The sequence below is a fragment of the Massilia rhizosphaerae genome, assembly GCF_016093545.1.
In the GTDB taxonomy this organism is placed as follows: Bacteria; Pseudomonadota; Gammaproteobacteria; order Burkholderiales; family Burkholderiaceae_D; genus Telluria; species Telluria rhizosphaerae.
Genome location: NZ_JADKYX010000001.1, coordinates 632276 through 656597 on the forward strand (window position 1 = coordinate 632276; position 24322 = coordinate 656597).

23 protein-coding genes are annotated in these 24322 nt (G+C 66.3%); 7 read left to right on the top strand and 16 right to left on the bottom strand.

All coding sequences use genetic code 11. The features are described from left to right. Positions 1-74 precede the first annotated feature (74 nt). Complete coding sequence (locus ISF28_RS02650) at positions 75-842, top strand: ZIP family metal transporter (protein WP_198115565.1); 768 nt, start codon at positions 75-77, stop codon at positions 840-842. Between the two features lie 3 nt (positions 843-845). On the opposite strand, the gene ISF28_RS02655 is transcribed toward ISF28_RS02650, so the two are convergent. Genes ISF28_RS02655 through cyoA form a run of 7 tightly spaced genes read right to left on the bottom strand, consistent with a single transcriptional unit; the run spans position 846 to position 7589 of the window. Next, positions 846-1403, bottom strand: coding sequence for a response regulator transcription factor (locus tag ISF28_RS02655; protein WP_198115566.1), 558 nt, complete (start codon positions 1401-1403; stop codon positions 846-848). Next, positions 1393-2754 (bottom strand): ATP-binding protein, encoded by a 1362-nt coding sequence (locus tag ISF28_RS02660; RefSeq protein ID WP_198115567.1) that lies wholly within the window; start codon positions 2752-2754, stop codon positions 1393-1395. The genes ISF28_RS02655 and ISF28_RS02660 overlap by 11 nt, the downstream gene beginning before the upstream one ends. Further along, positions 2747-3529, bottom strand: coding sequence for an SURF1 family protein (locus ISF28_RS02665; protein ID WP_198115568.1), 783 nt, complete (start codon positions 3527-3529; stop codon positions 2747-2749). The genes ISF28_RS02660 and ISF28_RS02665 overlap by 8 nt, the downstream gene beginning before the upstream one ends. Continuing rightward, on the bottom strand, positions 3529-3939 hold the full coding sequence (gene cyoD, locus ISF28_RS02670) for a cytochrome o ubiquinol oxidase subunit IV (RefSeq protein ID WP_198115569.1): 411 nt from the start codon (positions 3937-3939) through the stop codon (positions 3529-3531). Before cyoD ends, ISF28_RS02665 begins: the two co-directional genes overlap by 1 nt. Next, on the bottom strand, positions 3936-4571 hold the full coding sequence (gene cyoC, locus ISF28_RS02675; RefSeq protein WP_198115570.1) for a cytochrome o ubiquinol oxidase subunit III: 636 nt from the start codon (positions 4569-4571) through the stop codon (positions 3936-3938). The genes cyoD and cyoC overlap by 4 nt, the downstream gene beginning before the upstream one ends. Next, a complete protein-coding gene (gene cyoB / locus ISF28_RS02680; protein WP_198115571.1) occupies positions 4564-6567 on the bottom strand; it encodes a cytochrome o ubiquinol oxidase subunit I in 2004 nt (667 codons plus the stop codon). The genes cyoC and cyoB overlap by 8 nt, the downstream gene beginning before the upstream one ends. Positions 6568-6569: 2 nt before the next feature. Further along, positions 6570-7589 carry a ubiquinol oxidase subunit II gene (gene cyoA / locus ISF28_RS02685; protein WP_198115572.1) on the bottom strand — a complete coding sequence of 340 codons (1020 nt, stop codon included), beginning with the start codon at positions 7587-7589 and terminating at the stop codon, positions 6570-6572. 148 nt (positions 7590-7737) lie between these two features. Here cyoA and ISF28_RS02690 point away from each other — a divergent pair, with 148 nt between their 5' ends. Then, positions 7738-9084 carry an MFS transporter gene (locus tag ISF28_RS02690; protein WP_198115573.1) on the top strand — a complete coding sequence of 449 codons (1347 nt, stop codon included), beginning with the start codon at positions 7738-7740 and terminating at the stop codon, positions 9082-9084. A 329-nt stretch (positions 9085-9413) separates the two neighbouring features. Here the strand turns inward: ISF28_RS02690 and ISF28_RS02695 are convergent, their stop codons facing one another. Further along, positions 9414-10355: a manganese catalase family protein gene (locus ISF28_RS02695; protein ID WP_198115574.1), complete on the bottom strand. Its 942-nt coding sequence runs from the start codon at positions 10353-10355 to the stop codon at positions 9414-9416. 313 nt (positions 10356-10668) lie between these two features. Here ISF28_RS02695 and ISF28_RS02700 point away from each other — a divergent pair, with 313 nt between their 5' ends. Beyond that, positions 10669-11247 (top strand): hemerythrin domain-containing protein, encoded by a 579-nt coding sequence (locus ISF28_RS02700; RefSeq protein WP_198115575.1) that lies wholly within the window; start codon positions 10669-10671, stop codon positions 11245-11247. Between the two features lie 116 nt (positions 11248-11363). Here ISF28_RS02700 and ISF28_RS02705 read toward each other — a convergent pair whose 3' ends face one another. The 6 genes from ISF28_RS02705 to ISF28_RS02730 all read right to left on the bottom strand — a co-directional run bounded on the left by ISF28_RS02705 (position 11364) and on the right by ISF28_RS02730 (position 17754). After that, the gene (locus ISF28_RS02705; RefSeq protein WP_198115576.1) at positions 11364-12104 is read right to left on the bottom strand and encodes an LrgB family protein; all 741 of its coding nucleotides are present in this window, start codon (positions 12102-12104) and stop codon (positions 11364-11366) included. After that, positions 12097-12459, bottom strand: a complete 363-nt coding sequence (locus ISF28_RS02710; protein WP_198115577.1) for a CidA/LrgA family protein — start codon at positions 12457-12459, stop codon at positions 12097-12099. Before ISF28_RS02710 ends, ISF28_RS02705 begins: the two co-directional genes overlap by 8 nt. A 91-nt stretch (positions 12460-12550) precedes the next feature. After that, positions 12551-14563, bottom strand: coding sequence for a methyl-accepting chemotaxis protein (locus tag ISF28_RS02715; RefSeq protein WP_198115578.1), 2013 nt, complete (start codon positions 14561-14563; stop codon positions 12551-12553). A 14-nt stretch (positions 14564-14577) separates the two neighbouring features. Then, positions 14578-15381 (bottom strand): TorF family putative porin, encoded by an 804-nt coding sequence (locus ISF28_RS02720; RefSeq protein ID WP_198115579.1) that lies wholly within the window; start codon positions 15379-15381, stop codon positions 14578-14580. A 336-nt stretch (positions 15382-15717) separates the two neighbouring features. Next, a complete protein-coding gene (gene hppD, locus ISF28_RS02725; RefSeq protein WP_198115580.1) occupies positions 15718-16797 on the bottom strand; it encodes a 4-hydroxyphenylpyruvate dioxygenase in 1080 nt (359 codons plus the stop codon). A 51-nt stretch (positions 16798-16848) separates the two neighbouring features. Then, positions 16849-17754, bottom strand: a complete 906-nt coding sequence (locus ISF28_RS02730) for a LysR family transcriptional regulator (protein WP_198115581.1) — start codon at positions 17752-17754, stop codon at positions 16849-16851. 136 nt (positions 17755-17890) lie between these two features. Between ISF28_RS02730 and hmgA the strand changes: the two genes are divergently transcribed. The 4 genes from hmgA to ISF28_RS02750 all read left to right on the top strand — a co-directional run bounded on the left by hmgA (position 17891) and on the right by ISF28_RS02750 (position 21514). Continuing rightward, positions 17891-19171, top strand: a complete 1281-nt coding sequence (gene hmgA, locus ISF28_RS02735; RefSeq protein WP_198115681.1) for a homogentisate 1,2-dioxygenase — start codon at positions 17891-17893, stop codon at positions 19169-19171. Positions 19172-19269: 98 nt separating this feature from the next. Beyond that, entirely contained in the window at positions 19270-20565 is a 1296-nt protein-coding gene (locus tag ISF28_RS02740; RefSeq protein ID WP_198115582.1) for a hemolysin family protein, read from the top strand. A gap of 74 nt (positions 20566-20639) precedes the next feature. Continuing rightward, complete coding sequence (locus ISF28_RS02745) at positions 20640-21080, top strand: YeeE/YedE family protein (RefSeq protein WP_198115583.1); 441 nt, start codon at positions 20640-20642, stop codon at positions 21078-21080. Beyond that, positions 21077-21514, top strand: a complete 438-nt coding sequence (locus ISF28_RS02750; protein ID WP_198115584.1) for a DUF6691 family protein — start codon at positions 21077-21079, stop codon at positions 21512-21514. The genes ISF28_RS02745 and ISF28_RS02750 overlap by 4 nt, the downstream gene beginning before the upstream one ends. Positions 21515-21528: 14 nt before the next feature. On the opposite strand, the gene ISF28_RS02755 is transcribed toward ISF28_RS02750, so the two are convergent. Next, positions 21529-24129: an EAL domain-containing protein gene (locus ISF28_RS02755; protein WP_198115585.1), complete on the bottom strand. Its 2601-nt coding sequence runs from the start codon at positions 24127-24129 to the stop codon at positions 21529-21531. Next, complete coding sequence (locus ISF28_RS02760) at positions 24126-24314, bottom strand: hypothetical protein (protein ID WP_198115586.1); 189 nt, start codon at positions 24312-24314, stop codon at positions 24126-24128. The genes ISF28_RS02755 and ISF28_RS02760 overlap by 4 nt, the downstream gene beginning before the upstream one ends. Between the last annotated feature and the right edge of the window lie 8 nt (positions 24315-24322).

Here is a 24322-nt window from a genome sequence, read left to right on the forward strand (position 1 = left end):
AGGCCGGGTGCCGTACGCCGGCCGGCGCCGGCTCTCGCTATCATGGACGTGACGACATCGACCGGAGGACGAGAATGCAGGGCATACCGCTGTGGGCACAGGCCGGATTCTGGGGTTTCGTGGCGGGCGCCGCCCTGATCATCGGCGCGTTCGTCGGCTACAAGTTCAAGGTGCCGCAGCGCCTCATCGCCGCGATCATGGCTTTCGGCAGCGGCGTGCTGATTTCCGCCCTGTCCTTCGAACTGATCGCGGAAGCCTACCGGCGCGGCGGCTTCGCGTCGATGGCGACCGGATTCCTGGGCGGCGCCGCCGTCTACACGGCCGCCAACTGGTATCTGTCGCGCAAGGGCGCGAAGCACCGCAAGCGTTCCGGCAACCAGCAGCCGAAGGAATCGGAGCAAAGCGGCAGCGGCGTCGCCATCGCCGTCGGCGCCCTCCTCGACGGCATCCCGGAATCGATCGTGATCGGCCTGTCGATGCTGGGCGGCGGCACCGTCAGCGCGGTGGCCGTCGGCGCCATCTTCCTGTCGAACGTGCCGGAAGGCCTGTCCAGCGCGGCGGGCATGAAGAAGGCGGGCCGCTCGACCGCCTACGTCTTCGGCATCTGGATCGGCATCGCCGTCGCGTCCGGCATCGCGTCGCTGATCGGCTATACCGTGTTCCAGGATTTCTCGGCCGGCGTCGTCGCGGCCACCACGGCCGTCGCGGCCGGCGCGATCCTCTCCATGCTGGTCGACACGATGATTCCGGAAGCGTTCGACGTCGCGCACGATTTCGCCGGACTCATCACCGTGGCCGGCTTCCTGGCCGCGTACGCGCTCAGCAAGCTGGGCGGCGGATGACGGCTATTTGACGCGCTGCTTTTCCAGCTTGCGCGCCAGGGTGCGCCGGTGCATGCCGAGGCGGCGTGCCGCTTCCGAAATATTGAAATCCGTTTCCGCCAGCACGGCGTGGATGCGCTCCCATTCCAGCGTCTTGATCGACGTGGAGCGGTTCGTCAGCTCGAGGTCGGTGTTGCCCGCGACGTGGCCGAAGGCGGCTTCGATGTCGTCCGTGTTGGACGGCTTCGCCAGGTACTGGCAGGCCCCCAGCTTGATCGCCTCGACGGCCGTGCCGATGCTGGCAAAACCCGTCAGCACGACGATCTGCATGTCCGGGTCGTGCGCGTGCAGCATCTGCACGCAGGCGAGACCCGAGCTGTTGCCCTTGAGTTTCAGGTCGACGACGGCATAGCCGGGCGAATGGTCCTTCAGCAGCTCCTGCGCCTCGTCGAGGCCGGGCGCCTGCAGCACCTGGTAGCCGCGCCGCTCGAACGAGCGGCCCAGGGTGCGGGCGAAGGCGTCGTCGTCCTCGATGATCAGGAGGAGGCGCTCTTCGTCATCTTTGTCGTCATCAATGGGCATGTTTCAATTCCTTGTCGAGCGCGATCGCGGACAGCGGCAAGGTCAGCGTGACGGCCGCGCCGCCTTCCGGACGGTTCACCGCCTGCACCGTGCCGCCCAGCGTGCGGGCCACGTTCACGACGAGGAACAGGCCCAGGCCGCCGCCGGGACGGCCCTTGCTGGACTGGTACGGTTTGCCGAACTGGGCCAGCATCGCGGGTGCGAAACCGGGGCCGCGGTCGAGCACGGTCAATACGAGGATGCCGTCCGCCACGCCCGCTTCCACGCCGACCCAGTCGGGCGACGCCTCGAGCGCGTTGTCCAGCACGTTGTCGATCATTTGCTTGAGCGCGGAATCGAAGGCGACCGGCAGGTCGTGCTCGATGCCGTTGCGGTAGTCGAATCCGCGCACGGGGCGGCTATGTTGCCATTCCTCGACGAGCTTGTCGAGGAAGCCGCGGATCGTCGTGCGCGCGGCGGATTCCCCGCGCGCCTCGCCGGCCGACAGCAGGATGCCGCTGACGATGGATTTGCAGCGCTTCAGCTGCGTTTCCATCTCCGTGATTTCTTCCAGCAAGTCGGGATTGGCCTTGAATTCGCGCATGCGCTTCCAGTCGCCCAGGATCACGGACAAGGTGGCGAGCGGCGTGCCCAGTTCGTGCGCGGCGCCCGAGGCCAACAGGCCCATGCGGACGATGTGCTCTTCCTCCGCCGCGCGCTGGCGCAGGTCGGCCAGCTGGGCCGCCTTGCCCTTGAGGGTGTTGGTGATGCGCGAGATGAACACGACGAGCAGCGCCGCGTTCACGGTGAAGCAGATCAGCATGCCCTGCACGTACAGGCTCGAGATGCCGCGCGCGTGGTCGAACGGCAGCGCGAGCGGCTTGGCGAACACGGACAAGCCGGCCAGGCACGCGAACGTGATGGCGACGATGGTCCACGTGGACCACGCCTCCAGCAGCACGGCCGACAGGATCACCTGCAACAGGTAGAGGAAGGCGAACGGATTCGTCGTCCCGCCCGCCAGGTACAGCTGCATCGTGAGGCTGGCCACGTCGACGAGCAGGGCGAGAAACAGCTCGCTGTTCGTGACGGGCCGGTGTTCGTGCCAGCGCAGGTGGCTGGCGATGTTGAAGGCGATGAGGCAGGCCAGCACCTCGAGCATCTGCACGAGCGGCAGGCGCACGCCGAACACGAGGATCGCGCCGGCGATGGTCGTGATCTGGCCGATGACGGCGATCCAGCGCAGCTCGATCAGCTGCAGCATGTTCTTGTGGCCAGCGACGTATTCGACGTCGGCGGCGGACGTCGTGCGCGCCGGCGCGGCGGCGCCCGGGTCGAAAACGCGGTTCAGTTGCTTGGTCGTGTCAGTCATCGGTGTCGTGTCCGGGGCCGCGCGCGGCCCACCACCAGGCACCCGCGACCATCAAGGCGAGAGCATACCAAGTGATCGCGTACACGAGGTGGCTGTTCGGGAATGTCACGACGGTGAGGCCGCCCACCGGGCGGTCGGGACTGCCGGGCGGGTTCTGGCCGGCGGCGGCGTCGACGAAGAACGGCGCCGCGGCGAGGCCGCGCGCGGCGGCGATGGCGGCCACGTCGCGGGTGTACCAGCGCCCTGCGGCCGGCACGTTCGTCCGCGTGACCAGGCTGGCGTGCTCGCTCGTGCGCAGCAGGCCGGTGACGTCGACCGCGGGACCGGCGCCGGCGCACGGATCGCCCGCCGCCTTGCGCGGCGTGTAGCGAGTGGGGGCGCCCAGTTCGGCCGGAATGAAGCCGCGGTTGACGAGGATGATGCCGTCCGCCGTGCACATCGGCGTGAGCAGCCAGTAGCCGCTGCCCTCTTCCGTGAGGGCCTGGACGGGGGTGGTGAGATCGTAGAGATAAGCACCGTGCAGCTCGATGCGGCGGTACTCGTCGGATGCGGGGGTGATGCCGGCCCAGCGCGCGCGCGGTGGCGGCGGCGCCGGGGCGGCGTGCACGCGTGCGTTCACGCGTGCGATGAGGTCCAGTTTCCATTGCAGGCGATAGACCTGCCAGGTGCCCAGACCGGCGAACAGGACGACCAGCAGCAGCGCCGCGATCGCCAGCAGCGGGGAGAAACCCCGGCGGCCGGGAGCGGACGGCGCTGCGTGATCGTCCCGCGCCATTACTGCATGTCGTGCATGCCGTGTACCGAACCGCCGTCGTTGCCCATGTTGGGCATCATGTTGGCGTTCATGTGGTACATGACCCAGATCGAGCCGGTCAGCACGATGAACAGCAGGATGATGGTGAGGATCAGCGCCATCATGTTCCAGCCGCCTTCCGACTTCGAGTTCATGTGCAGGAAGTACACCATGTGCACGATGACCTGCACGGCGGCGAAGCCGAGGATCACGAACTTGGTCGTGCCCGGCGCCAGCTGGTGGGTCATCACCAGCCAGAACGGGATCGCCGTCAGGATCACCGACAGGATGAAGCCGATCGAGTAATCCTTGAAGCTGCCGTGGGCGTGCAGTTCGTCGTCGTGGTGGCCGTGGTCATGGCCGTGGGCGTGGGCGTGGTGCAGGTCGCTCATGGCAGGACTCCCATCAGGTAGACATAGGTGAACACGCCGATCCAGATGACGTCCAGGAAGTGCCAGAACATCGACAGGCAGGCGAGGCGGCGGTAGTTGGCGGCGGTGATGCCGTGCTTGCCGAGTTGGACCATCAGGGTGACGAGCCACACGATACCGAAGGTCACGTGCAGGCCGTGCGTGCCGACCAGCGAGAAGAACGCGGTCAGGAAGCCCGAGCGCTGCGGGCCGTTGCCCTCGGCGATCAGGTGCGCGAATTCCTGCAGTTCCAGGAACAGGAAGCAGGCGCCGAAGATGCCCGTGACGAGCAGCCACATCTGGGTGCCCTTCACGTTCTTCTTCTGCGCGGCCAGCATGGCGAAGCCGTACGTGATCGACGAGAACAGCAGGAACGCCGTGTTCAGCGCGACGGTCGGCAGTTCGAAGATCTCGGCGCCGGACGGACCGCCCGCGTAGTTGCGGCCCAGGACGGCATAGGTCGCGAACAGGCAGGCGAAGATGAGGCAGTCGCTCATCAGGTAGATCCAGAAACCGAGCAGCGTGCCGTTTTCCGGGTGGTGCTCGCGCACGTAGAAGCGCGAGCTCGGGTCGGCGCTCGCGGCGCCGGCGTGGGTTACGTTAATGTCAGACATGGGCTTCCAGCATGCGGGTGCGAGCTTCTTCCGTGCGGGTCACTTCGTCCGCCGGGATGTAGTAGTCGCGTTTGTAATCGAACGTGTGGTAGATGGCGGCAGCGATCATCGCGACGAACGTCACGCCCACCAGCAGCCACATGTGCCAGATGATGCCGAACGCCATGACGAACGCGATGCCCGGGATGACCGGACCGGCCCAGGTGTTCTTCGGCATGTGGATGGCGACGAAGTCCTTCAGCGGACGCTGGTAGCCGTTCTTCTTCATGTCGGCCCAGGTGTCGTTGTCGTGCACGACCGGGGTGAACGCGAAGTTGTAGGCCGGCGGCGGCGACGAGGTCGCCCATTCCAGCGTACGCGCGTTCCACGGATCGCCCGTCACGTCGGCCAGCTTCTTGCGGTTGATGATCGAAACGGCGATCTGCATCAGCAGGCAGCCGATGCCGGCGGCGATCATCAGGGTGCCCAGCAGCGAGATCTGGAACAGCCAGTGGATCGACTCGTCGTCGAAGTGGCTCATGCGGCGGGTCACGCCCATGAAGCCCAGGATGTACGGCGGCGTGAAGGCGACCCAGAAGCCGATCGACCACAGCCAGAAGGAGCGCACGCCCCAGGTACGGTCCAGCTTGAAGCCGAACGCCTTCGGCCACCAGTAGTTGATGCCGGCGAAGATGCCGAACACCACGCCGCCGATGATGACGTTGTGGAAGTGGGCGATCAGGAACAGCGAGTTGTGCAGCACGAAGTCGGCCGACGGCACCGCCAGCATCACGCCGGTCATGCCGCCGATGATGAAGGTCAGCATGAACGACACGGTCCACATCATCGGCAGTTCATAGCGGATGCGGCCCTTGTACATGGTGAACAGCCAGTTGAAGATCTTCGCGCCCGTCGGGATCGAGATGATCATCGTGGTGATGCCGAAGAACGAGTTCACGCTTGCGCCCGAACCCATCGTGAAGAAGTGGTGCAGCCACACGAGGTACGACAGGACCATGATCACGCAGGTCGCGTAGACCATCGACGAGTAGCCGAACAGGCGCTTGTTGCAGAACGTCGCGACGACTTCCGAGTAGATGCCGAAGGCCGGCAGCACGAGGATGTAGACCTCGGGGTGGCCCCAGATCCAGATCAGGTTCACGTACATCATGGCGTTGCCGCCCAGCTCGTTCGTGAAGAAGTGCGTGTCGAACAGGCGGTCCAGGCCGAGCATGGCCAGCGTGGCGGTCAGGATCGGGAAGGTGATCACGATCAGGATGTTGGTGCACAGGGCGGTCCAGGTGAACACCGGCATCTTCATCAGGTCCATGCCCGGCGCGCGCATCTTGACGATGGTCACGATCAGGTTCACGCCCGACAGCAAGGTGCCGACACCCGCGACCTGCAACGACCACACGTAGTAGTCGACGCCGACGTCCGGGCTCGCCAGGATGCCGGACAGCGGCGGGTACGCCAGCCAGCCGGTACGGGCGAATTCGCCGACGAACAGCGAGGCCATCACGAGGATCGCGCCGGCCGTCGTCATCCAGAACGAGAAGTTGTTCAGGAACGGGAACGCCACGTCGCGCGCGCCGATCTGCAGGGGCACGACGTAGTTCATCAGGCCCGTCACGAACGGCATCGCCACGAAGAAGATCATGATCACGCCGTGGGCGGTGAAGACCTGGTCGTAGTGGTGCGGCGGCAGGAAGCCGTGCGAATCGCCGAACGAGAACGCCTGCTGGGCGCGCATCATCAGCGCGTCGGCAAAGCCGCGCAGGAACATCACGAGGCCCAGCACCATGTACATGATGCCGATCTTCTTGTGGTCGATGCTGGTGAACCACTCTTTCCAGAGATAGCCCCACAGCTTGAATTTCGTGAGCAGGCCGAGGACGACGAGGCCGCCCAGCGCCACCATGATAAAGGTTCCGATCAGGATCGGCTCGTGGTAGGGAATCGCTTCCCAGCTGAGCCGACCGAAGATCAACTTCGTTAAGTCAAATTGCTCGTGCATGATTACTTCTTCTTCACAGGATCATTGGGCTTGGCGCAGACCGCGCCGCCGGCCTGGGCCAGGCGGATCGCTGCGACTCGTTGGGTCGGGTTACGCATGGCCATTTCGCGCGCCTTCTTGGCATCTTCGTTCATCATCTTGTCCTCGCACACGACGCCGTCGGCGACGCAGCGGTTCAGGACGCGGTAGAACAGGTCGTTGTCGACGGCCGCGTAACGGTGCACCGGTTCCTTGATGCTCGGCTTTTCGAGCGTCAGGTAGTTGGCGCGGTCGAGGTTGCCGCCGCCGGCCTTGACCGACTGGACCCAGCCGTCGAAGTCGCCCTGCGACACGCCGCGGTAGCCGAAGCGCATGTCCGAATAGCCGGCGCCGCTGTAGTTGGCGGAGAAGCCGATCGACTGCACCGGCTTGTTCTGCACGGCGTTGAGCGTCGTTTCCATGCCCGGCATCGCGTAGATCATGCCCGCCAGTTCCGGCACGTAGAAGGCGTTCATGACCGACGTCGCGCTGATCTTGAAGCGCACCGGCACGTCGACGGGAACGACCAGTTCGTTCACGGTGGCGATGCCCTGCTCCGGATAGATGAACAGCCATTTCCAGTCCATCGCCACGGCCTGGATCACCAGCGGCTTGGCGGATGCGGGAACCGGACGCCCTTCGGCGATGCGGTCCAGCGGACGGTACGGGTCGAGCTTGTGCGTGGAAATCCAGGTCACGAGGCCCAGGACGATGATGATCAGGAGGGGCGCGCCCCAAATGACGAGTTCGAGCTTGGTGGAGTGGTCCCAATCCGGCTCGTAGGCCGCCTCGGTATTGCTCGCCCGGTATTTACGGGCGAAGACGATGATCAGAATGAACACCGGTACGATGATCAGCAACATCAGGATCACCGACACGATGATCAAATGCGCCTCTTGCTTGGCGATGTCACCGGAAGGGTTCATCACCACCGTATTGCAGCCGGCAAGGGCTGCCATCAGGGGGGAGAGGAACATTCCGCGACGGAGGGTCTTAGGAATCATGCTTTTGTTTTACGTTACATGGGAAAAATAACATGCTAATGTAACGCCAACGGCGTGCGTTTGGCGATTGGACGTTTTGTCCTACCCTTTTCCGTATTGCAGCATTTCAGAGGGTCCAAAGGCCGTCGGCTGATAAGGAGACGAAGACATGCAAGGCACCCCGAATACGTACGGCGGCGCAGGAGCCGCTCCCATCACAGCACCCCACTCCGGGGCCCGGAACATCAATGCCCGCGACGGTCACATCGCGCCGGGCGAGATCGCGGTCGGCGTCGTCATCGGCCGCGCTTCCGAATACTTCGACTTCTTCGTTTACGCGATCGCTTCGGTGCTCGTGTTCCCCGCCGTGTTCTTCCCGTTCGCCGACCGGCTCGAGGGCACGCTCTACTCGTTCGCCATCTTCGCGCTGGCCTATGTGGCGCGGCCGATCGCGTCGCTGTTCTTCATGGTGCTCCAGCGCTGGTACAGCCGCGAGATCAAGCTGACCATCGCCCTGTTCCTGATGGGCTCAGCGACGGTCGCCATCTCGATGCTTCCCACTTATTCGCGCTGGGGCGAGTGGTCCATCATCTCCCTCGCGATCCTGCGCATCGGCCAGGGCGTCGCCCAGGGCGGCTCGTGGGACGGGCTGCCCTCGCTGCTCGCGCTCAATGCCCCGGAAAACAAGCGTGGATGGTACGCCATGTTGGGACAACTTGGCGCACCAACGGGATTCATCATCGCGGCGGGCCTGTTTTCCTACCTGATGGCCGAGCTGTCGCAGGACGACTTCCTCGTCTGGGGCTGGCGTTATCCGTTCTACGTGGCGTTCGCGATCAACGTCGTCGCGCTGTTCGCCCGCCTGCGGCTCGTGTCGACGCCCGACTACACGCACCTGCTCGACGAGCATGAGCTCGACCCGGCGCCGGCCCGCGAAGTGATCGGCCACCAGGGCACGAACATCGTCATCGGCGCCCTCGCCGCCCTGTGCAGCTATGCGCTGTTCCACCTGGTGACCGTGTTCCCGCTGTCGTGGATCCAGCTGTACGACACGCGCTCGATGGCGGAATTCCTGCAGGTCCAGATGATGGGCGCGGGGCTGGGCATCGTCGGCGTGCTGGCGTCCGGCATCATCGCGGACAAGTTCGGCCGGCGCAACACGCTGGGCACGCTGGCGGCGCTGATCGCGCTGTTCTCCGTCTTCATCCCCACGCTGATGGATGGCGGCGTGAACGGCCAGAACACGTTCATCCTCGTCGGGTTCCTGCTGCTGGGCCTGTCGTACGGCCAGGCCGCCGGCGCCGTGACGTCGAACTTCCTGCCGCAATACCGCTACACGGGCGCCGCCCTCACGTCCGACCTCGCCTGGCTCGTGGGCGCCGCCTTCGCCCCGCTCGTCGCGCTGGGCCTGGCCGCGAACTTCGGCCTGGGGTACGTCAGCCTCTACCTGCTGTCCGGCGCCCTGGGCTCCCTGGCGGCCCTGAGCCTGAACCGGGCCCTCGAGATCCGAAACTGAACGACGCTTTCATCGCAGAGCTTATGCCCCGGTCGAGCCGGGGCATTTTTTTACCCGCGAAATTCGGGGTCAGAGCACATTTCGGCTCGAATTCGGGGTCAGAGCACAGTTTGGATCATCATCCGCGCGTCAACATCTGGCGCCGGCTAGCCTGCGGTGTGCGCACGATCTCCGTGTGAATCCGTGGGCCGGCTTCGATCCGCGCGAAAAAAACTGCTCCGGAGATTGTGTGCCCAAAAGTGCTCTGACCCCGAATTTCGCCAGAAAAGTGCTCTGACCCCGAATTTATTTGAGCGGCCGAAGGCTGCGCGCCCTCGGCCGTGGGGGCGTCAGTGCAGCGGCGGCGCGCCCGCGCTGGGCTGGGCGCCCGGGTTCACGGTCATGCCGTCGGCGAGGGTCTGGTTACCCATGCCCAGTTCGGCGCCCGTCGGCGGGTCGATGGTCGGATCGGACGTGGTGCGGTCGGCCATCTGCTTGAGGATGTCGATGTCCTTGGCCGGAAGCTTGACGTCCGCCTCGCCCGTGCCGCCGTCGACGGCCATCTGCTTGTCGCGGTCCGATACGAAGTCCCAGTTCTCGCTCTGGTTCCAGGAGCCGCGCACCTCGCCCGGGCCTTGCGACATATTGAAATAGGTGTTGGCGAAGCGTGGGTCGCCCGGCATTTTCCCCGGAGGGAAGTTGGGCGCGATCGCGTACAGCGCCTTCTCGAACGACTTCTGGTGCGCGATCTCGCGCGTCATGAGAAAGCCCAGCGCCTCCTTCACGCCCGGGTCGTCCGTCAGGGCGATCAGGCGCTCGTAGACGATCTTCGCGCGCGCTTCGGCGGCGATGTTGGAGCGCAGGTCGGCGGTCGGCTCGCCGATCGTGTCGATGTAGGCCGCCGACCACGGGACGCCGGCCGAGTTGACGAGCGCCGGACCGCCGCCGTACAGCACTTGCGTCACGTGGCTGTCGTTGCCCGCGCCCTGGATCTTGCGGTACAACTCCGCCTCGCCGTCGACGGCTTCCGCCAGCTCGCCCTTGGCGCCCTTGTTCAGCATGGCGACGATGTGCCCGATGACCTCCAGGTGGCTGAGCTCCTCGGTCGCGATATCGAACAGCATGTCCTTGCGGCCCGGATCGTCCTCGCCCACGGCCTGGGTGAAGTAGCGCATGGCCGCGGCCAGTTCGCCCTGCGGACCGCCGAATTGTTCGAGCATCAGGTTGGCCAGGCCGGGATTCGGTTCGCTGACGCGCACGGTGTACTGCAGGCGCTTGTTGTGTGCAAACATTCCGATTCCTCCAGTGTTGGATTGGATGGCCCGCGCGGAACGCGTCCTGCGTTACCGCGCGGACAAACGAACGCGCCGAAGCGCGCCCGGTTGCCGCCATCATCGCAGCGTTGCGGCACCGGGTAATCAGCAACGAAGCCGTGTCTGTGTAGGATTGCAAGCGACAGCCAGCCGAGTGTGCCAGCCTGGGCCGGACGCCCCATGCGTCATCGGCCGACAAGACCGTGCGGCGCCCTCCTACGCGGCAGCTCTAGCGCCCGCACTACCATGCATCTAACGAGCCCACGGTCCAACCAGCGCACAGGAGACCTTCATGTTTTCCCTGAAAAAACTCAGTCCATCCATCACCGACATGATCCGCTTCGATCACTCGCACGTGATGGTGACGTTCCACCAATACACGCGCGACAAGCGGCCCAGCGTCAAAAAGGCGCTGGCGGAAACGATCTGCGACGCCTTGGAAATCCACGCGACGCTCGAGGAAGAAATCTTTTATCCCGCCTTGCGCCCGCGCGCCCACGACCAGAAGGTCATGGACAAGAGCGTGCCGGAACACGACGAGATGCGCGCCGTGATCGCCGAACTGCGCCGCACCGATCCGAAATCGCCGCGCCACGACGAACTCGTGTTCCAGTTGATGCGCGACGTCCAGCACCACGTGGCCGACGAGGAAACCGTGCTGCTGCCGGACGCCGAGCAGTCGCTGAGCCACGAGCGCCTGTGCGAGCTGGGCGCGCAGATGACGAAGCGGCGCCTGGAACTGGTGACGCCGAAAGCGGGCAAGATCGCCGCCAACACGGCCGTCGGCTTTTCCGGCAGCACGGCCGCCATCGTCGTCGGCGTCGCCAGCGCCCTGTTCGCGGCCCGCGCGTTCACCCGCAAGCCGGCTTGAAGGCCGGTCGACAGGCGTTTTTCGCAGCGGCGAGAGGCCGTCTGCGCTCCCCCGGCATGGCGTGACCTCGCGCCGGCCCTGCCCGCAACCGCGTCCGCACGCGGTTGCGGGCTTCTTCATTGCCCCATCCAGCCGAGCAGCAACGGCACGAGCCAAGGGGCCAGCAGCGCCGTCAGCACCCCATTCATGCCCATCCCCAGGCCGGCATAGGCCCCCATCTCCGGACTGACCAGGAAGGCGCGCGCCGTGCCGATGCCGTGCGCCGCGACGCCCAGCGCAAGGCCCTGCGCCGCGTGCGACTCGATCCGCAATGCCTGCATCAGGAAGCGCGCCGTGGCGGCGCCGAAGATGCCCGTGGAGATCACGAGAGCGGCCGTCAGCGCTGGCACGCCGCCCAGGTGCTCCGACACGGCCATCGCGATGGGCGTCGTCGCCGACTTCGGGCCCAGCGAACGCGCCAGCTCCGGCGATGCGCCCATCAGCACGGCGATGCCGACGGCGCTGACGATCGCCGTCGCGCAGCCGGACAGCAGCGCGCACGCGAGCGGGAACAGGCTGCGGCGCAGCCGCGGCACCTGGCGCGCGAGCGGCACGGCGAGGGCCACGGTGGCGGGGCCGAGCAGGAAGTGGACGAACTGCGCGCCGGCGAAATAGCGCGGGTACGACATGCCGCTCGCGGCCAGCACGAGGCTCACGAGCGCGATCGCGATGGCGACGGGATTGGCGAGCGGCGAAAAGCCGCAGCGCGCGTACACCCATTGCGCGAACACGTAGGCGCACAGGGTGATCGTCAGTCCGAGCAGCGGCGAGGCGGACAGGTAGACCCAGAAATGGGTGAGTTCCGCGAACTTAAACATCGCCGCCCTCCTTTCTCTTATGCGCGGGCGTGAGCGCCTGCAGCACCAGCGCCGTGACGGCGAGCGTCGACAACGTGCTGCCGACGACGGCCGCGCAGATCGCCAGCCAGTGCCCGCTGCCGCTGGCCGCCGCCACGACGATGCCGACGCCGGCCGGCACGAACAGCAACGACAGATGACGCAGCAATTCGTTGGCGCCCGCCTCCACGATCCCGGCCAGGCGCGGGAACGCGACGAGCGCCGCGAGCAGGAGCAGCATGCCGGCGACCGGTCCGGGCACCGGCACCCCGGCCAGGAACACGAGACCCTCCCCGAGACACTGGAAGACGAGTAGTACGGCAAACGCGAGCAGCAAGAGACCTCCTTCGGCGAACATCCATGGATGCCCAAGGATAGCAGCAACGCCGCACGGGCGTGCGTTACCGGCGGCGCGCAGCCGCCGGCGTTCACGCCGCGGCGAGGGCCTTGCGCGCAGGCGGGGCCGCGATGGCCGGGCGGTCCGCCGCCGCGGCAGCGCCGTCGAGGCGGAACCGGCCCACCAGCGCCACGAGCAGGTCGGCCTGCTGGTGCAGGCTGTCCGCGGCGGCAGCCGCCTCCTCGACGAGGGCCGCGTTCTGCTGCGTCGTGCCGTCCATCTGCGCGATGGCCTGGTTGACCTGGCCGATGCCCATGCTCTGCTCGCTGCTTGCGGCCGTGATCTCGGCCACGATGTCGCTCACGCGGCGCACGCTCGCGACGACGTCCTCCATCGTACGGCCCGCGTCCTGCACGAGCGCGCTGCCCGCTTCCACCTTGCCGGACGCGTCGCCGATCAAGGCCTTGATCTCCTTCGCCGCGCCGGCGCTGCGCTGCGCCAGCGCGCGCACCTCGGTGGCGACGACGGCAAAGCCGCGTCCCTGCTCGCCGGCGCGCGCCGCCTCGACGGCCGCGTTCAGCGCGAGGATGTTGGTCTGGAACGCGATGCCGTCGATCACGCCGATGATGTCGACGACCTTGCGCGACGCCGTGTCGATGGCGGCCATCGTGTCCACGACTTCGGCCACGACGGCGCCGCCGCGGCGCGCCGTGTCCGACGCGGACAGCGCGAGCTGGTTGGCCTGGCGCGCGTTGTCGGCGTTCTGCTTGACGGTGGACGTCAGTTCTTCCATCGACGCCGCCGTCTCTTCCAGCGAACCGGCCTGCTGCTCGGTGCGGCCGGACAGGTCCATATTGCCCCGGCTGATCTCGACGCTGGCCGCGGCCACGCTGCCGGCGCTCTCGCGCACCTGCAACAGCACGTCCTGGATCTTGGTGACGAAGCCGTTGAAACCGGCGGCGATCAGCGCCAGCTCGTCGCGGCCCTTCTCGTCCAGGCGGGCGTTCAGGTCGGCGTTGCCGCTGGCGAGGTCCGTCATCGTCGTGCCGAGGATGCGCAGCGGCCGGGTGAGGCGGCGCTGCACGGTGACCATCACGATGGCCGCCACGACGGCGCAGATCAGCGACGCGAACAGCGAATAGCCCATCAGCCGGCGCGCGGCCGCCGTTGCGACGCTGTGCGGGAACGACAGCTTGACCGCCCACGGCGCGATGTCCGGATGCAGTTGCAGCGGCTCGACCAGGTGCACGATGCCGGCATGGTCGATGTATTCATAGGTCCGGCCGGCCCGCACGGCCGCCAGCGCGGCGGGCGGCAGGTCGTCCGCCTTCTTGCCGTTCTTCGCCGCGTCCGGGTGGCTGGCGTACAGCCCGCCGTTCGAGATGAGCGCCAGGCGGCCGCCGTCGAGCACCTTGATGCGGCCGAGGATCTCGCCCAGGTGCGCCAGCTTGAAGTCGGCGCTGGCCGTGCCGCGGAATTCGCCCTTGACGAGGATCGGCGCGACGAGCGAGGCCAGCATGACGTCCTTGCCGTCGATCGGGTACGAGTACGGCTCCGTGAAGAACACCTTGCGCGTGCGCTTCGGCACGTCGTACCAGTCGTTGGCGCCGGGCGTGGTCGGCCAGATGATCGGTTCCACGTGCATGGTGCCGTCCGCGTTGCGCGTGTAGTACGGCATGTAGCGGCCGGACGCGTCGTATTCCGGCGCCTTGCCGGCGTAGTCGGCGTCCTTGCCGTCCAGCGCGTTGGGCTCCCACGTGACGGCGCCGCCGATGAAGTCGTCCGACGTGCGCACCGTCGCCCGGGTCATGGCGGCGACCTGCGGCCGCGCGGGGGCGATGTCCTCCTCGCGCAGCGCGCTCATGGCGGCGGCGAGGTTCAAGACGGCGCCCAGCTTCGGCCCCAGCTGCGCCTGCACGGCGGCCGCCGCTTCGCGCGCGGACGTGCGCGCCTGCTGCATGCTGGCCTCCTCGGCGTTGTCGCTGCTGCGCACGGCGATGACGGCGGACGTGACCGCGAGGCTCAGCACGACGAGCGTGGTGGCCGTCGCGCAGATCTTCGCCGTCAGGGACAACGACAACGACGACAGGGGGTTGCGTCTCATGCTCTCTCCTCGGATCAGAATTTGCGGGTCAGTGACACCACGACGGCGCGGTGCGCCACGTTGGACACGGCCAGGCGGCCGTCGGCCCGCGGCACGCCCGTCGTGTAGCGGTCGTAGACGCCCGTCGCGCCGATGGCGCGGGTGTAGTTCAGGGCAACGGTCCAGCCGTCCTCCAGCTGGCGGGTGAGGCCGGCCTTGATGTCGCGCCAGTTCCAGATATCGTTGCCGCTGCCGGCCACGCGGCCGTCGCCGGCGTGCAGGTTCAGGGTCAGCTTCTCGGTCAGCGGGTGGTCGGCGCCCACGTCCAGGTAGCCGGTGCCGCGCGCGTTCTGGATGCCGAAGAAGTCGTGGCTGTACGTGGTGTTGTAGCGGACGTACAGCGATTTCCAGCTGATGCCGGCGGACAGTTCGCCGTAGTCGAACGCGGTGTCCGTCGCGCCGATGCGGGCGCCCGGATACTTGTACCAGTAGACGGTCGCGGACCAGCCCAGCGGGCCGGCCGTGCCGCTGTAGCCGCCGTACAGGTCCCATTCGACGGTGCCGTTCTCGATGAAGCGGTCGCTGACGTTGGTGACCAGGGTGCCCGCGGACCAGCCGCTCGGGTGGGCGTAGTCGACCTCCGCCAGCGCGGCCGGCTTACCCCACGTCTGGCGGATGCCGCGCGAGATGTATTGCGAGCTGACGGACAGCGTCGTGGTCAGCGGGCTGCCCGCGGCGGCGTCGGCGGCGTGCACGCACGGGGCGGCGGCCGCCAGCAGAAGGGTCAACGGGGCAAGGCGCCGGGTCGGCCACGGGGCCGGGCGATGTCGGGTGCTCATGATCTCGGGAATGGGTTGTCGAAAGTCGGTCGGCAGTGATGCCGTACGGAAATTCTAGTGCCGACCCAGACGCTTTTGGTTACAAACCGGTGGGAAAATCTGTGGGAAACCCGAGAATGAGACATGGGCGCAACATTCAGATATTTGTCTGGAAATGAAGCGCACGCGTGTTCGCGAAAAATCGCTCAATACATTGAAAATATTGATGTTTTAGTTCGCGACGGAATTTTGGTGGGCACGGGGTGCCCACCCTACGGCTGAAAACGTTGATGGTTTTGCGCAGGTAGGGTGGGCGCCCGTGTTTGATGCCCCCGGCATCAAACACCCACCATGCCGTCACGCGGCCGTTTTCAGGGCCCCGCGGCGCAACTGGTCCCGCTCGATCGATTCGAACAAGGCCTTGAAATTGCCCTCGCCAAATCCCTCGTCACCCTTGCGCTGGATGAATTCGAAGAACACGGGCCCCAGCTGCGTCTCCGAGAAGATCTGCAGCAGCAAGCGCTGGTTGCCGCCCTCGACCGTGCCGTCGACGAGCAGCCCGAGCGCCTTCAGCGCGTCGATGTCCTGGCCATGGCCCGGGATGCGGTCGTTCAGCATTTCGTAATACGTGGCCGGCGGCGCCGCCATCAGGGGCACGCCGGCGGCGCGCAGGGCGTCGACCGACGCGAAGATGTCGTCCGTCAGCAGCGCGATGTGCTGGATGCCCTCGCCGTTGTACTTGAGCAGGAATTCCTCGATCTGGCCGCCGCCCGCCTTGCCTTCCTCGTTCAGCGGGATGCGGATCATGCCGTCCGGTGCCGTCATCGCCTTCGACGTCAGGCCCGTGTACTCGCCCTTGATGTCAAAGTAGCGGATCTCGCGGAAGTTGAACAGTTTCTCGTAGAAGCCGGCCCAATACGCCATGCGGCCCCGGTAGACGTTGTGCGTCAGGTGGTCGATGAGCTTCAGGCCGTGGCCGGCCGGGTGGCGTTCCGTGCCGTCGATCCATTCGAAGTCGATGTCGTAGATGGACTTGCCGTCCTCGAAGCGGTCGATCAGGTACAGCGGCGCGCCGCCGATGCCCTTGATGGCGGGCAGGCGGAGTTCCATCGGGCCGGTCGGGATGTCCAGCGGCTGGGCGCCCAGTTCCAGCGCGCGGGCATAGGCCTTGTGCGCGTTCTGCACGCGGAAGGCCATGCCGCAGGCCGACGGGCCGTGCTCCGCGGCGAAATAATAGGCCGCGCTTTTCGGCTCGTTGTTGACGATGAAGTTGATGTCGCCCTGGCGGTACAGCACGACGTCCTTCGAACGGTGCACGGCCACTTTGGTGAAGCCCAGCGCCTCGAACACGGGTTCCAGCACGCCCGGCGTGGGCGATGCGAATTCCACGAATTCGAAGCCCATCAGCCCCATCGGATTGTCAAACAGGTCGGCCATTGTCTATCCTCTTTTCATTAAAATGTTCGCGCCTCCCGGCGCGTTCACCTGTCATTCGGCGAACACGTCGGCGATCAGTCCCCGCAGCCACTGGTTGCCGGGATCGTGGTTGAAGCGCCGGTGCCAGAAGACGTTGGTCTGCAACGTCGGCAGGGCGAGCGGCGGCTCGATCCACTTCAGGCCGAACGGGCTTGCCGCGCTCTCGGCCAGTTTCTGGGGCACCGTCACCACCAGCTCGCTCGTGCTGACGATGTACGGCACCGCAGTGAAATGCGGCACCCGGAACCGGGCCCCGGCCGTCACCCCGGCCTTTTCCAGCAATCCATTGATGCGGTCGTAAGGGCTCTGGGCCGCATCGACGATCAGGTGCGGCGCCGCCACGAAGCGCGCCAGGTCCACGTCGCCCTTCGCCAGCGGATGGTCCTTGCGGAACATGCTCACGAACGGCTGGCGGAACAAGGCCCGGTGATACAGGGCTTCCGACACGTCCTCGAACGCGCCGATGGCGAGATCGACCCGGCCCGTCTCCATGTCGTCCTTCAACGTCAGGCCGTTCGCGCGGATCGACGCGATTTCCACGTTCGGCGCCGCCGCACGGCAGCGTTCGATCAGCACCGGCATGAAGTACACCTCGCCCACGTCCGTCATCGCCAGCGTGAACCGGCGGCCGCTCGTGGCCGGCTCGAACCGGCTGCGCTGCGACAGGGCCAGCGCCACCTGGGCCAGCGCGGCGCCGATCGGCTCGGCCATCTGCTGCGCGAGCGGCGTCGGTTGCATGCCGTGCGCCGTGCGCACGAACAACTCGTCGCCGAACGTGCGCCGCAGCCGCGCCAGCGCGTTGCTCACGGCCGATTGCGTCAGGCCCAGACGCCGTGCGGCGGCCGAGATCTGGCGTTCGCGGTAGACCTCCTGAAATACCGACAACAGATTCAGGTCGATGCTAGTGGGTTCGATCATGCACGAGATAGTGTTATTGATGGACTAAATAGTCTACATTTTTGTATTCACCTCGTAAAATCGGCCGCACTCCTCTACAGTGTCGTAAACACCACGGAATCTGGAGAAACCCTTGACTGCATCGACTGAAGGTTACATGTCCGGCTTCGGCAACGAATTCGCGACGGAAGCCTTGCCCGGCGCCCTGCCGGCACACCGCAATTCGCCGCAGCGGGCCGCCTACGGCCTGTATGCGGAGCAACTCTCGGGCACGGCGTTCACCGCGCCGCGCAGCCACAACCGCCGATCCTGGCTGTACCGCATCCGCCCGGCCGCGCTGCACGGCCCGTTCGCGCCGATGGTCAACGGCCGCATCGCCGCGGGCTTCGACGGCATGGCCGCCTCGCCGAACCAGATGCGCTGGAGTCCGCTGCCGATGCCCGACTCTCCCACCGACTTCATCGACGGCCTCGTGACGATGGCCGGCAACGGCTCGCCCGCCGCCATGTCCGGCTGCGCGATCCACGTGTACGCGGCGAACCAAGCCATGCGCGGCCGCTATTTCTATTCGGCCGACGGCGAACTGCTGGTCGTGCCGCAGCAGGGGCGCCTGGCGATCGCGACGGAATTCGGCCTCGTCGAGGTGGAACCGCAGCAGATCGCCGTGATCCCGCGCGGCGTGCGCTTCGCCGTCGACCTGCCGGATGGCGAAGCACGGGGTTATGTCTGCGAAAACTTCGGCGCCCTGCTGCGCCTGCCGGACCTGGGCCCGATCGGCTCGAACGGCCTCGCCAACCCGCGCGATTTCCTCACGCCGGTGGCGCGCTACGAAGACGTCGAAGGCGATTTCGAACTGGTCGCGAAATTCGGCGGCAATCTGTGGCGCGCAAGCATCCGCCACTCGCCGCTGGACGTCGTCGCCTGGCACGGCAATTACGCGCCGTACAAATACGACCTGCGCCACTTCAACACGATCGGCTCGATCAGCTACGACCACCCGGACCCGTCGATCTTCCTCGTGCTGCAGGCGCCGTCCGACACACCGGGTGTCGACACCCTCGATTTCGTCATCTTCCCGCCCCGCTGGCTGGCCGGCGAGGACACGTTCCGCCCGCCCTGGTTCCACCGCAATGTCGCGAGCGAATTCATGGGCCTCGTGCACGGCGCCTACGACGCCAAGTCGGACGGCTTCGTGCCGGGCGGCGCGAGCCTGCACAACTGCATGAGCGGCCACGGCCCGGACGCCGCCACGTTCGACAAGGCCAGCAGCGCCGACACGAGCCGGCCGCACAAGGTCACGGACACGATGGCGTTCATGTTCGAGACCCGCAACCCGCTCGTGGCGACGCCGTACGCCCTGCAATCGCCGCAGTTGCAGGCGAATTACCAGGACTGCTGGGCCGGGATCGCGAAGCATTTCAATCCGGCAAAACCCTGAGCGCGCAACGGTGCGCCCGTTGGCGCACGATTGCCGACATGCGATGATCGACCCGCCGGCAGGCGGCATGGGCCGTCCCGGCCGAGCCCGGGACCCGCATGGCCGACGTCGTCATCATCCTTGCCCTCATCCTGCTCAATGGCGCGTTCGCCATGTCCGAGCTCGCCATCGTCTCGGCCAAGCGCTTGCGACTGGACAAGATGAAGGCCGAGGGCAGCGCCGGTGCCGGCACCGCGCTCGCCCTGCATGAAGACCCGAGCCGCTTCCTGTCCACGGTGCAGGTCGGCATCACCCTCATCAGCATCTTCATCGGCGCGTACGGCGAGGCGTCGCTGACGGCCCGGCTGACGCCCAGGCTGGCCGCGCTCGGCGTGCGGGACGACTATGCGCGGCCCGTGGCGCTGGCCGTCGTCGTCGTCGGCATCGCCTTCTGTTCCGTCGTGCTGGGCGAACTGGTGCCCAAGCGCATCGCGATCCTGTATCCGGAAACGCTGGCGGCCGCGACCGCGCGCCCGCTGCACGTGCTGTCGCGCCTCGCGCACCCGTTCGTGCGGCTGCTGGCGATGACGACGGACGCCATCATGCGCCTCCTCGGCATGCACCGCCAGAAGGACGAGACCCCGACCGAGGAAGAAGTGACGGGCATGATCAAGGAAAGCGCGGACGCGGGCGTGTTCGAGAAAGCCGAGTACGACATCGCCGCGCGCGCCCTGCGCCTGGACGACTGGCATTTGCGGGCGCTGATGACGCCCAGGGTCGACCTGGAATTCCTCGACCTCGACCAGCCGCTGGAACGCAATCTCGCGCGCATCGCGGAGTCGCCGTACAGCCGCTTCCCCGTCTACCGGGGCGACCGCTCGCAGGTGCTCGGCATCGTGCGCGCGCGCAACCTGTTCGGCCAGGCCATCCGCGGCCAATCGCTGCAGGGCATCGACATCGGCGCGGCCGTCGAGCCCATCCTGTACGTGCCGGAATCGAGCAGCGCCATCGACCTGCTGGAACAACTCAAGCAGAGCCGCACGGAGCTGGCGATGATCGTCGACGAATACGGCGACATCCAGGGCATGGTGACGCTGACGGACGTCATGAACGCGCTCGTCGGCGACGTCACGCCGTCCGTGGACCACGGCCAGCCGGACGCCGTGCAGCGCGAGGACGGCAGCTGGTTCGTGGACGGCGGCATGGTGCTCGACCGCTTCCGCTACCTGACGGGCGCCGCCATCCGCTTTCCGGACGAGGACAGCGGCGCCTACCACACCCTGGCCGGCTTCCTGCTGTACCAGCTGGCCGTGATCCCGCGCCCCGGCGACCGGCTCGATTGGGACGGCTGGCGGTTCGAAGTCGTGGACATGGACGGCAACCGGATCGACCGGCTCCTCGCGAGCCGCGCCTGAGCCGGCGGAACCGCGGGCACGCGCCGCATGTCCATCACACGACAGGCGGCATCCCGCTGCAAGGAGGACATGACATGCGCATCGACTGGCTCCATTTCACGCCCTGGGCATCCCTTGCCGGCGGCATCTTCATCGGCCTGGCGACGGCCCTGCTGCTGCTCGCCAACGGCCGCGTGGCGGGCGTCAGCGGCATCCTCGGCGGGCTGCTGCGGCCCGCGAAAGGCGACTTCGCCTGGCGCGTCGCCTTCATCGCCGGGCTGTTCCTCGCGCCCATCGTGTGGCTGACGCTGCGCGCGATGCCGCCCGCGCAGATCGACCACTCGCCCGCGCTGCTCGCGGCCGGCGGGCTGCTGGTCGGGATCGGCACGCGGTTCGGGTCCGGCTGCACGAGCGGCCACGGCGTGTGCGGCATCGCGCGCCTGTCGCCCCGCTCGCTGCTGGCCACGGCGTGCTTCGTGGCGGCCGGCTTCGTCACCGTCTACGTCGTCCGCCACGTGCTGGGAGGCGCGCCATGAACCTCGTCACCGCTTTCCTGTCCGGCCTGCTGTTCGGCGCCGGCCTGATCCTGTCCGGCATGAGCAACCCGGCCAAGGTGCTCGCCTTCCTCGACGTGGCGGGCACGTGGGATCCGTCGCTGCTGTTCGTGATGGCGGGCGCGATCCTCGTCGCCGCCATCGCCTTCCGGGTCGCGCGCACGCGCGTGCGGCCGCTGTTCGGCAGCGTCATCCACCTGCCGGGCGCGGGCCGCATCGACGCGCGGCTCGTGCTGGGCAGCCTGACGTTCGGGGTCGGCTGGGGCCTGATCGGCTATTGTCCCGGTCCGGCGCTGACGGCGCTGGCGGTCGGCGGGCGGTCCACGCTGCTGTTCGTCGCGGCGATGGCGGCCGGCATGGCGGTATTCGAAGTGGCCGAGCGTATCCGCGCGGCCATCGGCCATCCTGGAGACTGAATGCAGACCGATCCCTAGCCGTTGCGTTGCCGGTGCAGCCGGAATGCGTCGCGGACATTTCTGACCAATTCGCCATCCTCCCACGGCTTGGTCATGAACTTGAAGAGTTCCCCCTGGTTGACGCTGTCCGTCACCGCCGCGAGGTCGGTAAATCCCGACAGGATGATGCGGATGGTATCCGGGTAGAGCTCCCGGACGATCCCCATGAACTGGGTCCCGGACATGCCGGCCATGCGCTGGTCGGAAATGATGACCTGCACCTTGTTCACGGCGAGCAGCTCGAGACCTTCCTGTCCCCCGCCGGCCGTCAGTACGCGGTATCCTTCCCGCCGCAGCAGTCGCCGCAACGTCGACAGGTTGCTGGGTTCGTCGTCGACGATCAGCAAAGTATCTTCGTCGACGAGTTGTCCAAGCGCCAGCTGCATTTTCTCGACGAGCATCGTCTCGAATTGCTCGGCCGGCACCGCCTCGCTGAAGTAAAAGCCCTGCAGTTCGTCGCAGCGGCGCCGGCGCAGGAATTGCAGTTGCGCTTCGGTCTCGACCCCTTCCGCGATCACACGCAGATGCAGGCTGTGTGCCATGGCGATGATCGCCGTCGCAATCGCCGCGTTGCCGGTATCGGCATTCACGTCACGAATGAACGCCCGGTCGATCTTGACCACGTCAAACGGAAAACGCTGCAGGTGGGCAAGCGAAGAATGGCCGGTTCCGAAATCGTCCAGGGACAATTGGATGCCCAGCTCCTTCAAGGTCCGGAGATTGGATGCTGCCATATCCAGGTCGTTCATCACCATGGATTCCGTCAGCTCGAATTCGATATGGCGGGCCGGGAGCCGATGCTTGGCGAGCGCATCGGAAATGTTCTGCACGATGTTGCCATTCTTGAGTTGCGCAGCAGACAGATTGACCGCGACCGGCACGACGTCGACCTGCCGTTGCAGCCAACGCGCCTGTTGGGCGCAGACCGTATCGACCACCCAGGCGCCGATCGGTTCGATCAATCCGACCTCTTCCGCCAGCGGAATGAAGGTTCCGGGAAACACCAGTCCGCGCCGGGGATGCCGCCACCGGATCAGCGCTTCGGCGCTGACGATGCGTCCGCTCACCAGGTCGACCCGCGGCTGGTAGTACACGACGAATTCCTGCGCATCGAGGGCACGCTGCAGCTCCGATTCCAGCGCGAGCCTGGATGCGTGGGCTGCATTCATCGCCGGCGAGTAATACAGATACGTCTTGCCGCGGCGCTTGGCGCTCTGCAATGCCGCTTCCGCGTGCTTGAGCAGCTGCTCGGCGTCGCCGCCATCGCGGGGAAAGAGCGCCAGCCCGGCGCGCGCGTGAATGCGGACCTCGTTCCCATCGAGCTGGAAGTGCTGGTTGATCGCCCCCAGGATCGCGTCTTCCACGACGCGTTCAAGATCGGCATCCTGCGCCAGTTCGGCGATGGCGATCGCAAAGGTGGCGCCGCCGATCCGGGCGAGGCTGACGCCGCCCGGGAGCCCCGCGTCGAGCCGCTGCGCGACCTGCTTGAGCAGCGCGTCGCCCATGTGGCGTCCGAGCGCATCGTTCAATTGCGTGAATCGATCGATATTCACCAGAATCGTGCCGACGTGCTGCCCGGCCGGCGAGGCGAGAATGAATTGCGCCAGCCTGTCCTCGAACAGCCTGGCGTTCGCCAGTCCGGTCAGCACGTCGTAATACGCCAGATAACTGAGCCGCTCCTTGTTGTCGATAAACTGCAGCGCAAAGTCGAGGTCGCCGACCAGGTCATCGAGGAGTTTGACTTCCTCGACATTGAAGAACCCGACGGTATCCGCAAGGAACACCATCACGGCGACGACGCGGCCGGCCGACGACAGCGGCAGCGCGGCGATGGCGACATGGCCTTGCTCGAGCAGTTCCCTTGCCAGCGGCGCCAGCCCGGCATCCGCTCCGACGTCATTGCAAATCACCGTCCGCGCCTCGCGTGCCGCAACGCATGCCGGCCTCGCACTGTCGACGCTGTCGGCACGCAAGGTCAGGCGCAGCCGGTCGACAGCGCGGCGGTCGCAGCCGCACCATGCCACGACGCGTCCGTCGAGCGCCCCCGGATCGAACACGCCGATCCACGCCGTCTTGAATGCACCGACGTGCACGGCAATCCGGCAGACCTCGTCGAACAAAGCGTCGCGCGTATGAATACGGGTGATCGCGGCATTGATCCCGCTCGACACCGCATAGATCCGGCTGAGCCGCACGATCTTGTCCTGCGCCTGCAGGCGTTCGGTGACGTCATGGGCGAGGACGAACCGGCAAGCGCGTTCGTTGAACCACAGGGGATGCGACGTGATTTCCACATCGATGAGCGTGCCGTCCTTCCTGGCGTGGCGCCAGATTCCGGATTTCTCGATACTCGGTACGGATGGCTGTCGCAGATTGTCGTTCAGCCGCTCCCGCTCTTCCGCCGGACGGATATCGTGAAGCGTCATGGCCAGGAATTCCGCTTCAGCGTAACCGTAATGCACGATCGCCGCCGCATTGACCGCCATGAACCGGAACGTCTCGAGGTCGTACACCCACATGGGTACGGGATGCGCCTGGAACAGCGCGGAAAACCCGGCATCGGACGGTTGAATCATGACATTCCTAAAAGCCGCGTTCGGGATACATTGCGGAATAAGCCGGTCATCTTGTCGAAGTGCAGCCGGTTCAAGAATGCTTGATCCACCGCATTTTTGCAAGGCAGTTTTTTTGCCACAAAATGGCGTTCCCGACGCCCGCGCCAGGCGGCGCCGTTTGCTTTAGAATCCTTGTCTTTTAGCAAGCGGACAT

Bases quoted from the DNA above. Each gene is read 5' to 3' on its own strand.
- cyoA (WP_198115572.1), bottom strand. From the start codon at position 7,589: ATGATTCCTAAGACCCTCCGTCGCGGAATGTTCCTCTCCCCCCTGATG.
- hppD (WP_198115580.1), bottom strand. From the start codon at position 16,797: ATGGCCGACCTGTTTGACAATCCGATGGGGCTGATGGGCTTCGAATTC.
- cyoD (WP_198115569.1), bottom strand. From the start codon at position 3,939: ATGAGCGACCTGCACCACGCCCACGCCCACGGCCATGACCACGGCCAC.
- ISF28_RS02695 (WP_198115574.1), bottom strand. From the start codon at position 10,355: ATGTTTGCACACAACAAGCGCCTGCAGTACACCGTGCGCGTCAGCGAA.
- ISF28_RS02745 (WP_198115583.1), top strand. From the start codon at position 20,640: ATGCGCATCGACTGGCTCCATTTCACGCCCTGGGCATCCCTTGCCGGC.
- ISF28_RS02715 (WP_198115578.1), bottom strand. From the start codon at position 14,563: ATGAGACGCAACCCCCTGTCGTCGTTGTCGTTGTCCCTGACGGCGAAG.
- ISF28_RS02720 (WP_198115579.1), bottom strand. From the start codon at position 15,381: ATGAGCACCCGACATCGCCCGGCCCCGTGGCCGACCCGGCGCCTTGCC.
- ISF28_RS02650 (WP_198115565.1), top strand. From the start codon at position 75: ATGCAGGGCATACCGCTGTGGGCACAGGCCGGATTCTGGGGTTTCGTG.
- ISF28_RS02700 (WP_198115575.1), top strand. From the start codon at position 10,669: ATGTTTTCCCTGAAAAAACTCAGTCCATCCATCACCGACATGATCCGC.
- ISF28_RS02660 (WP_198115567.1), bottom strand. From the start codon at position 2,754: ATGACTGACACGACCAAGCAACTGAACCGCGTTTTCGACCCGGGCGCC.
- ISF28_RS02690 (WP_198115573.1), top strand. From the start codon at position 7,738: ATGCAAGGCACCCCGAATACGTACGGCGGCGCAGGAGCCGCTCCCATC.
- ISF28_RS02665 (WP_198115568.1), bottom strand. From the start codon at position 3,529: ATGGCGCGGGACGATCACGCAGCGCCGTCCGCTCCCGGCCGCCGGGGT.
- ISF28_RS02755 (WP_198115585.1), bottom strand. From the start codon at position 24,129: ATGATTCAACCGTCCGATGCCGGGTTTTCCGCGCTGTTCCAGGCGCAT.
- cyoB (WP_198115571.1), bottom strand. From the start codon at position 6,567: ATGCACGAGCAATTTGACTTAACGAAGTTGATCTTCGGTCGGCTCAGC.
- ISF28_RS02705 (WP_198115576.1), bottom strand. From the start codon at position 12,104: ATGTTTAAGTTCGCGGAACTCACCCATTTCTGGGTCTACCTGTCCGCC.
- ISF28_RS02730 (WP_198115581.1), bottom strand. From the start codon at position 17,754: ATGATCGAACCCACTAGCATCGACCTGAATCTGTTGTCGGTATTTCAG.
- cyoC (WP_198115570.1), bottom strand. From the start codon at position 4,571: ATGTCTGACATTAACGTAACCCACGCCGGCGCCGCGAGCGCCGACCCG.
- ISF28_RS02740 (WP_198115582.1), top strand. From the start codon at position 19,270: ATGGCCGACGTCGTCATCATCCTTGCCCTCATCCTGCTCAATGGCGCG.
- ISF28_RS02750 (WP_198115584.1), top strand. From the start codon at position 21,077: ATGAACCTCGTCACCGCTTTCCTGTCCGGCCTGCTGTTCGGCGCCGGC.
- ISF28_RS02655 (WP_198115566.1), bottom strand. From the start codon at position 1,403: ATGCCCATTGATGACGACAAAGATGACGAAGAGCGCCTCCTCCTGATC.
- hmgA (WP_198115681.1), top strand. From the start codon at position 17,891: ATGTCCGGCTTCGGCAACGAATTCGCGACGGAAGCCTTGCCCGGCGCC.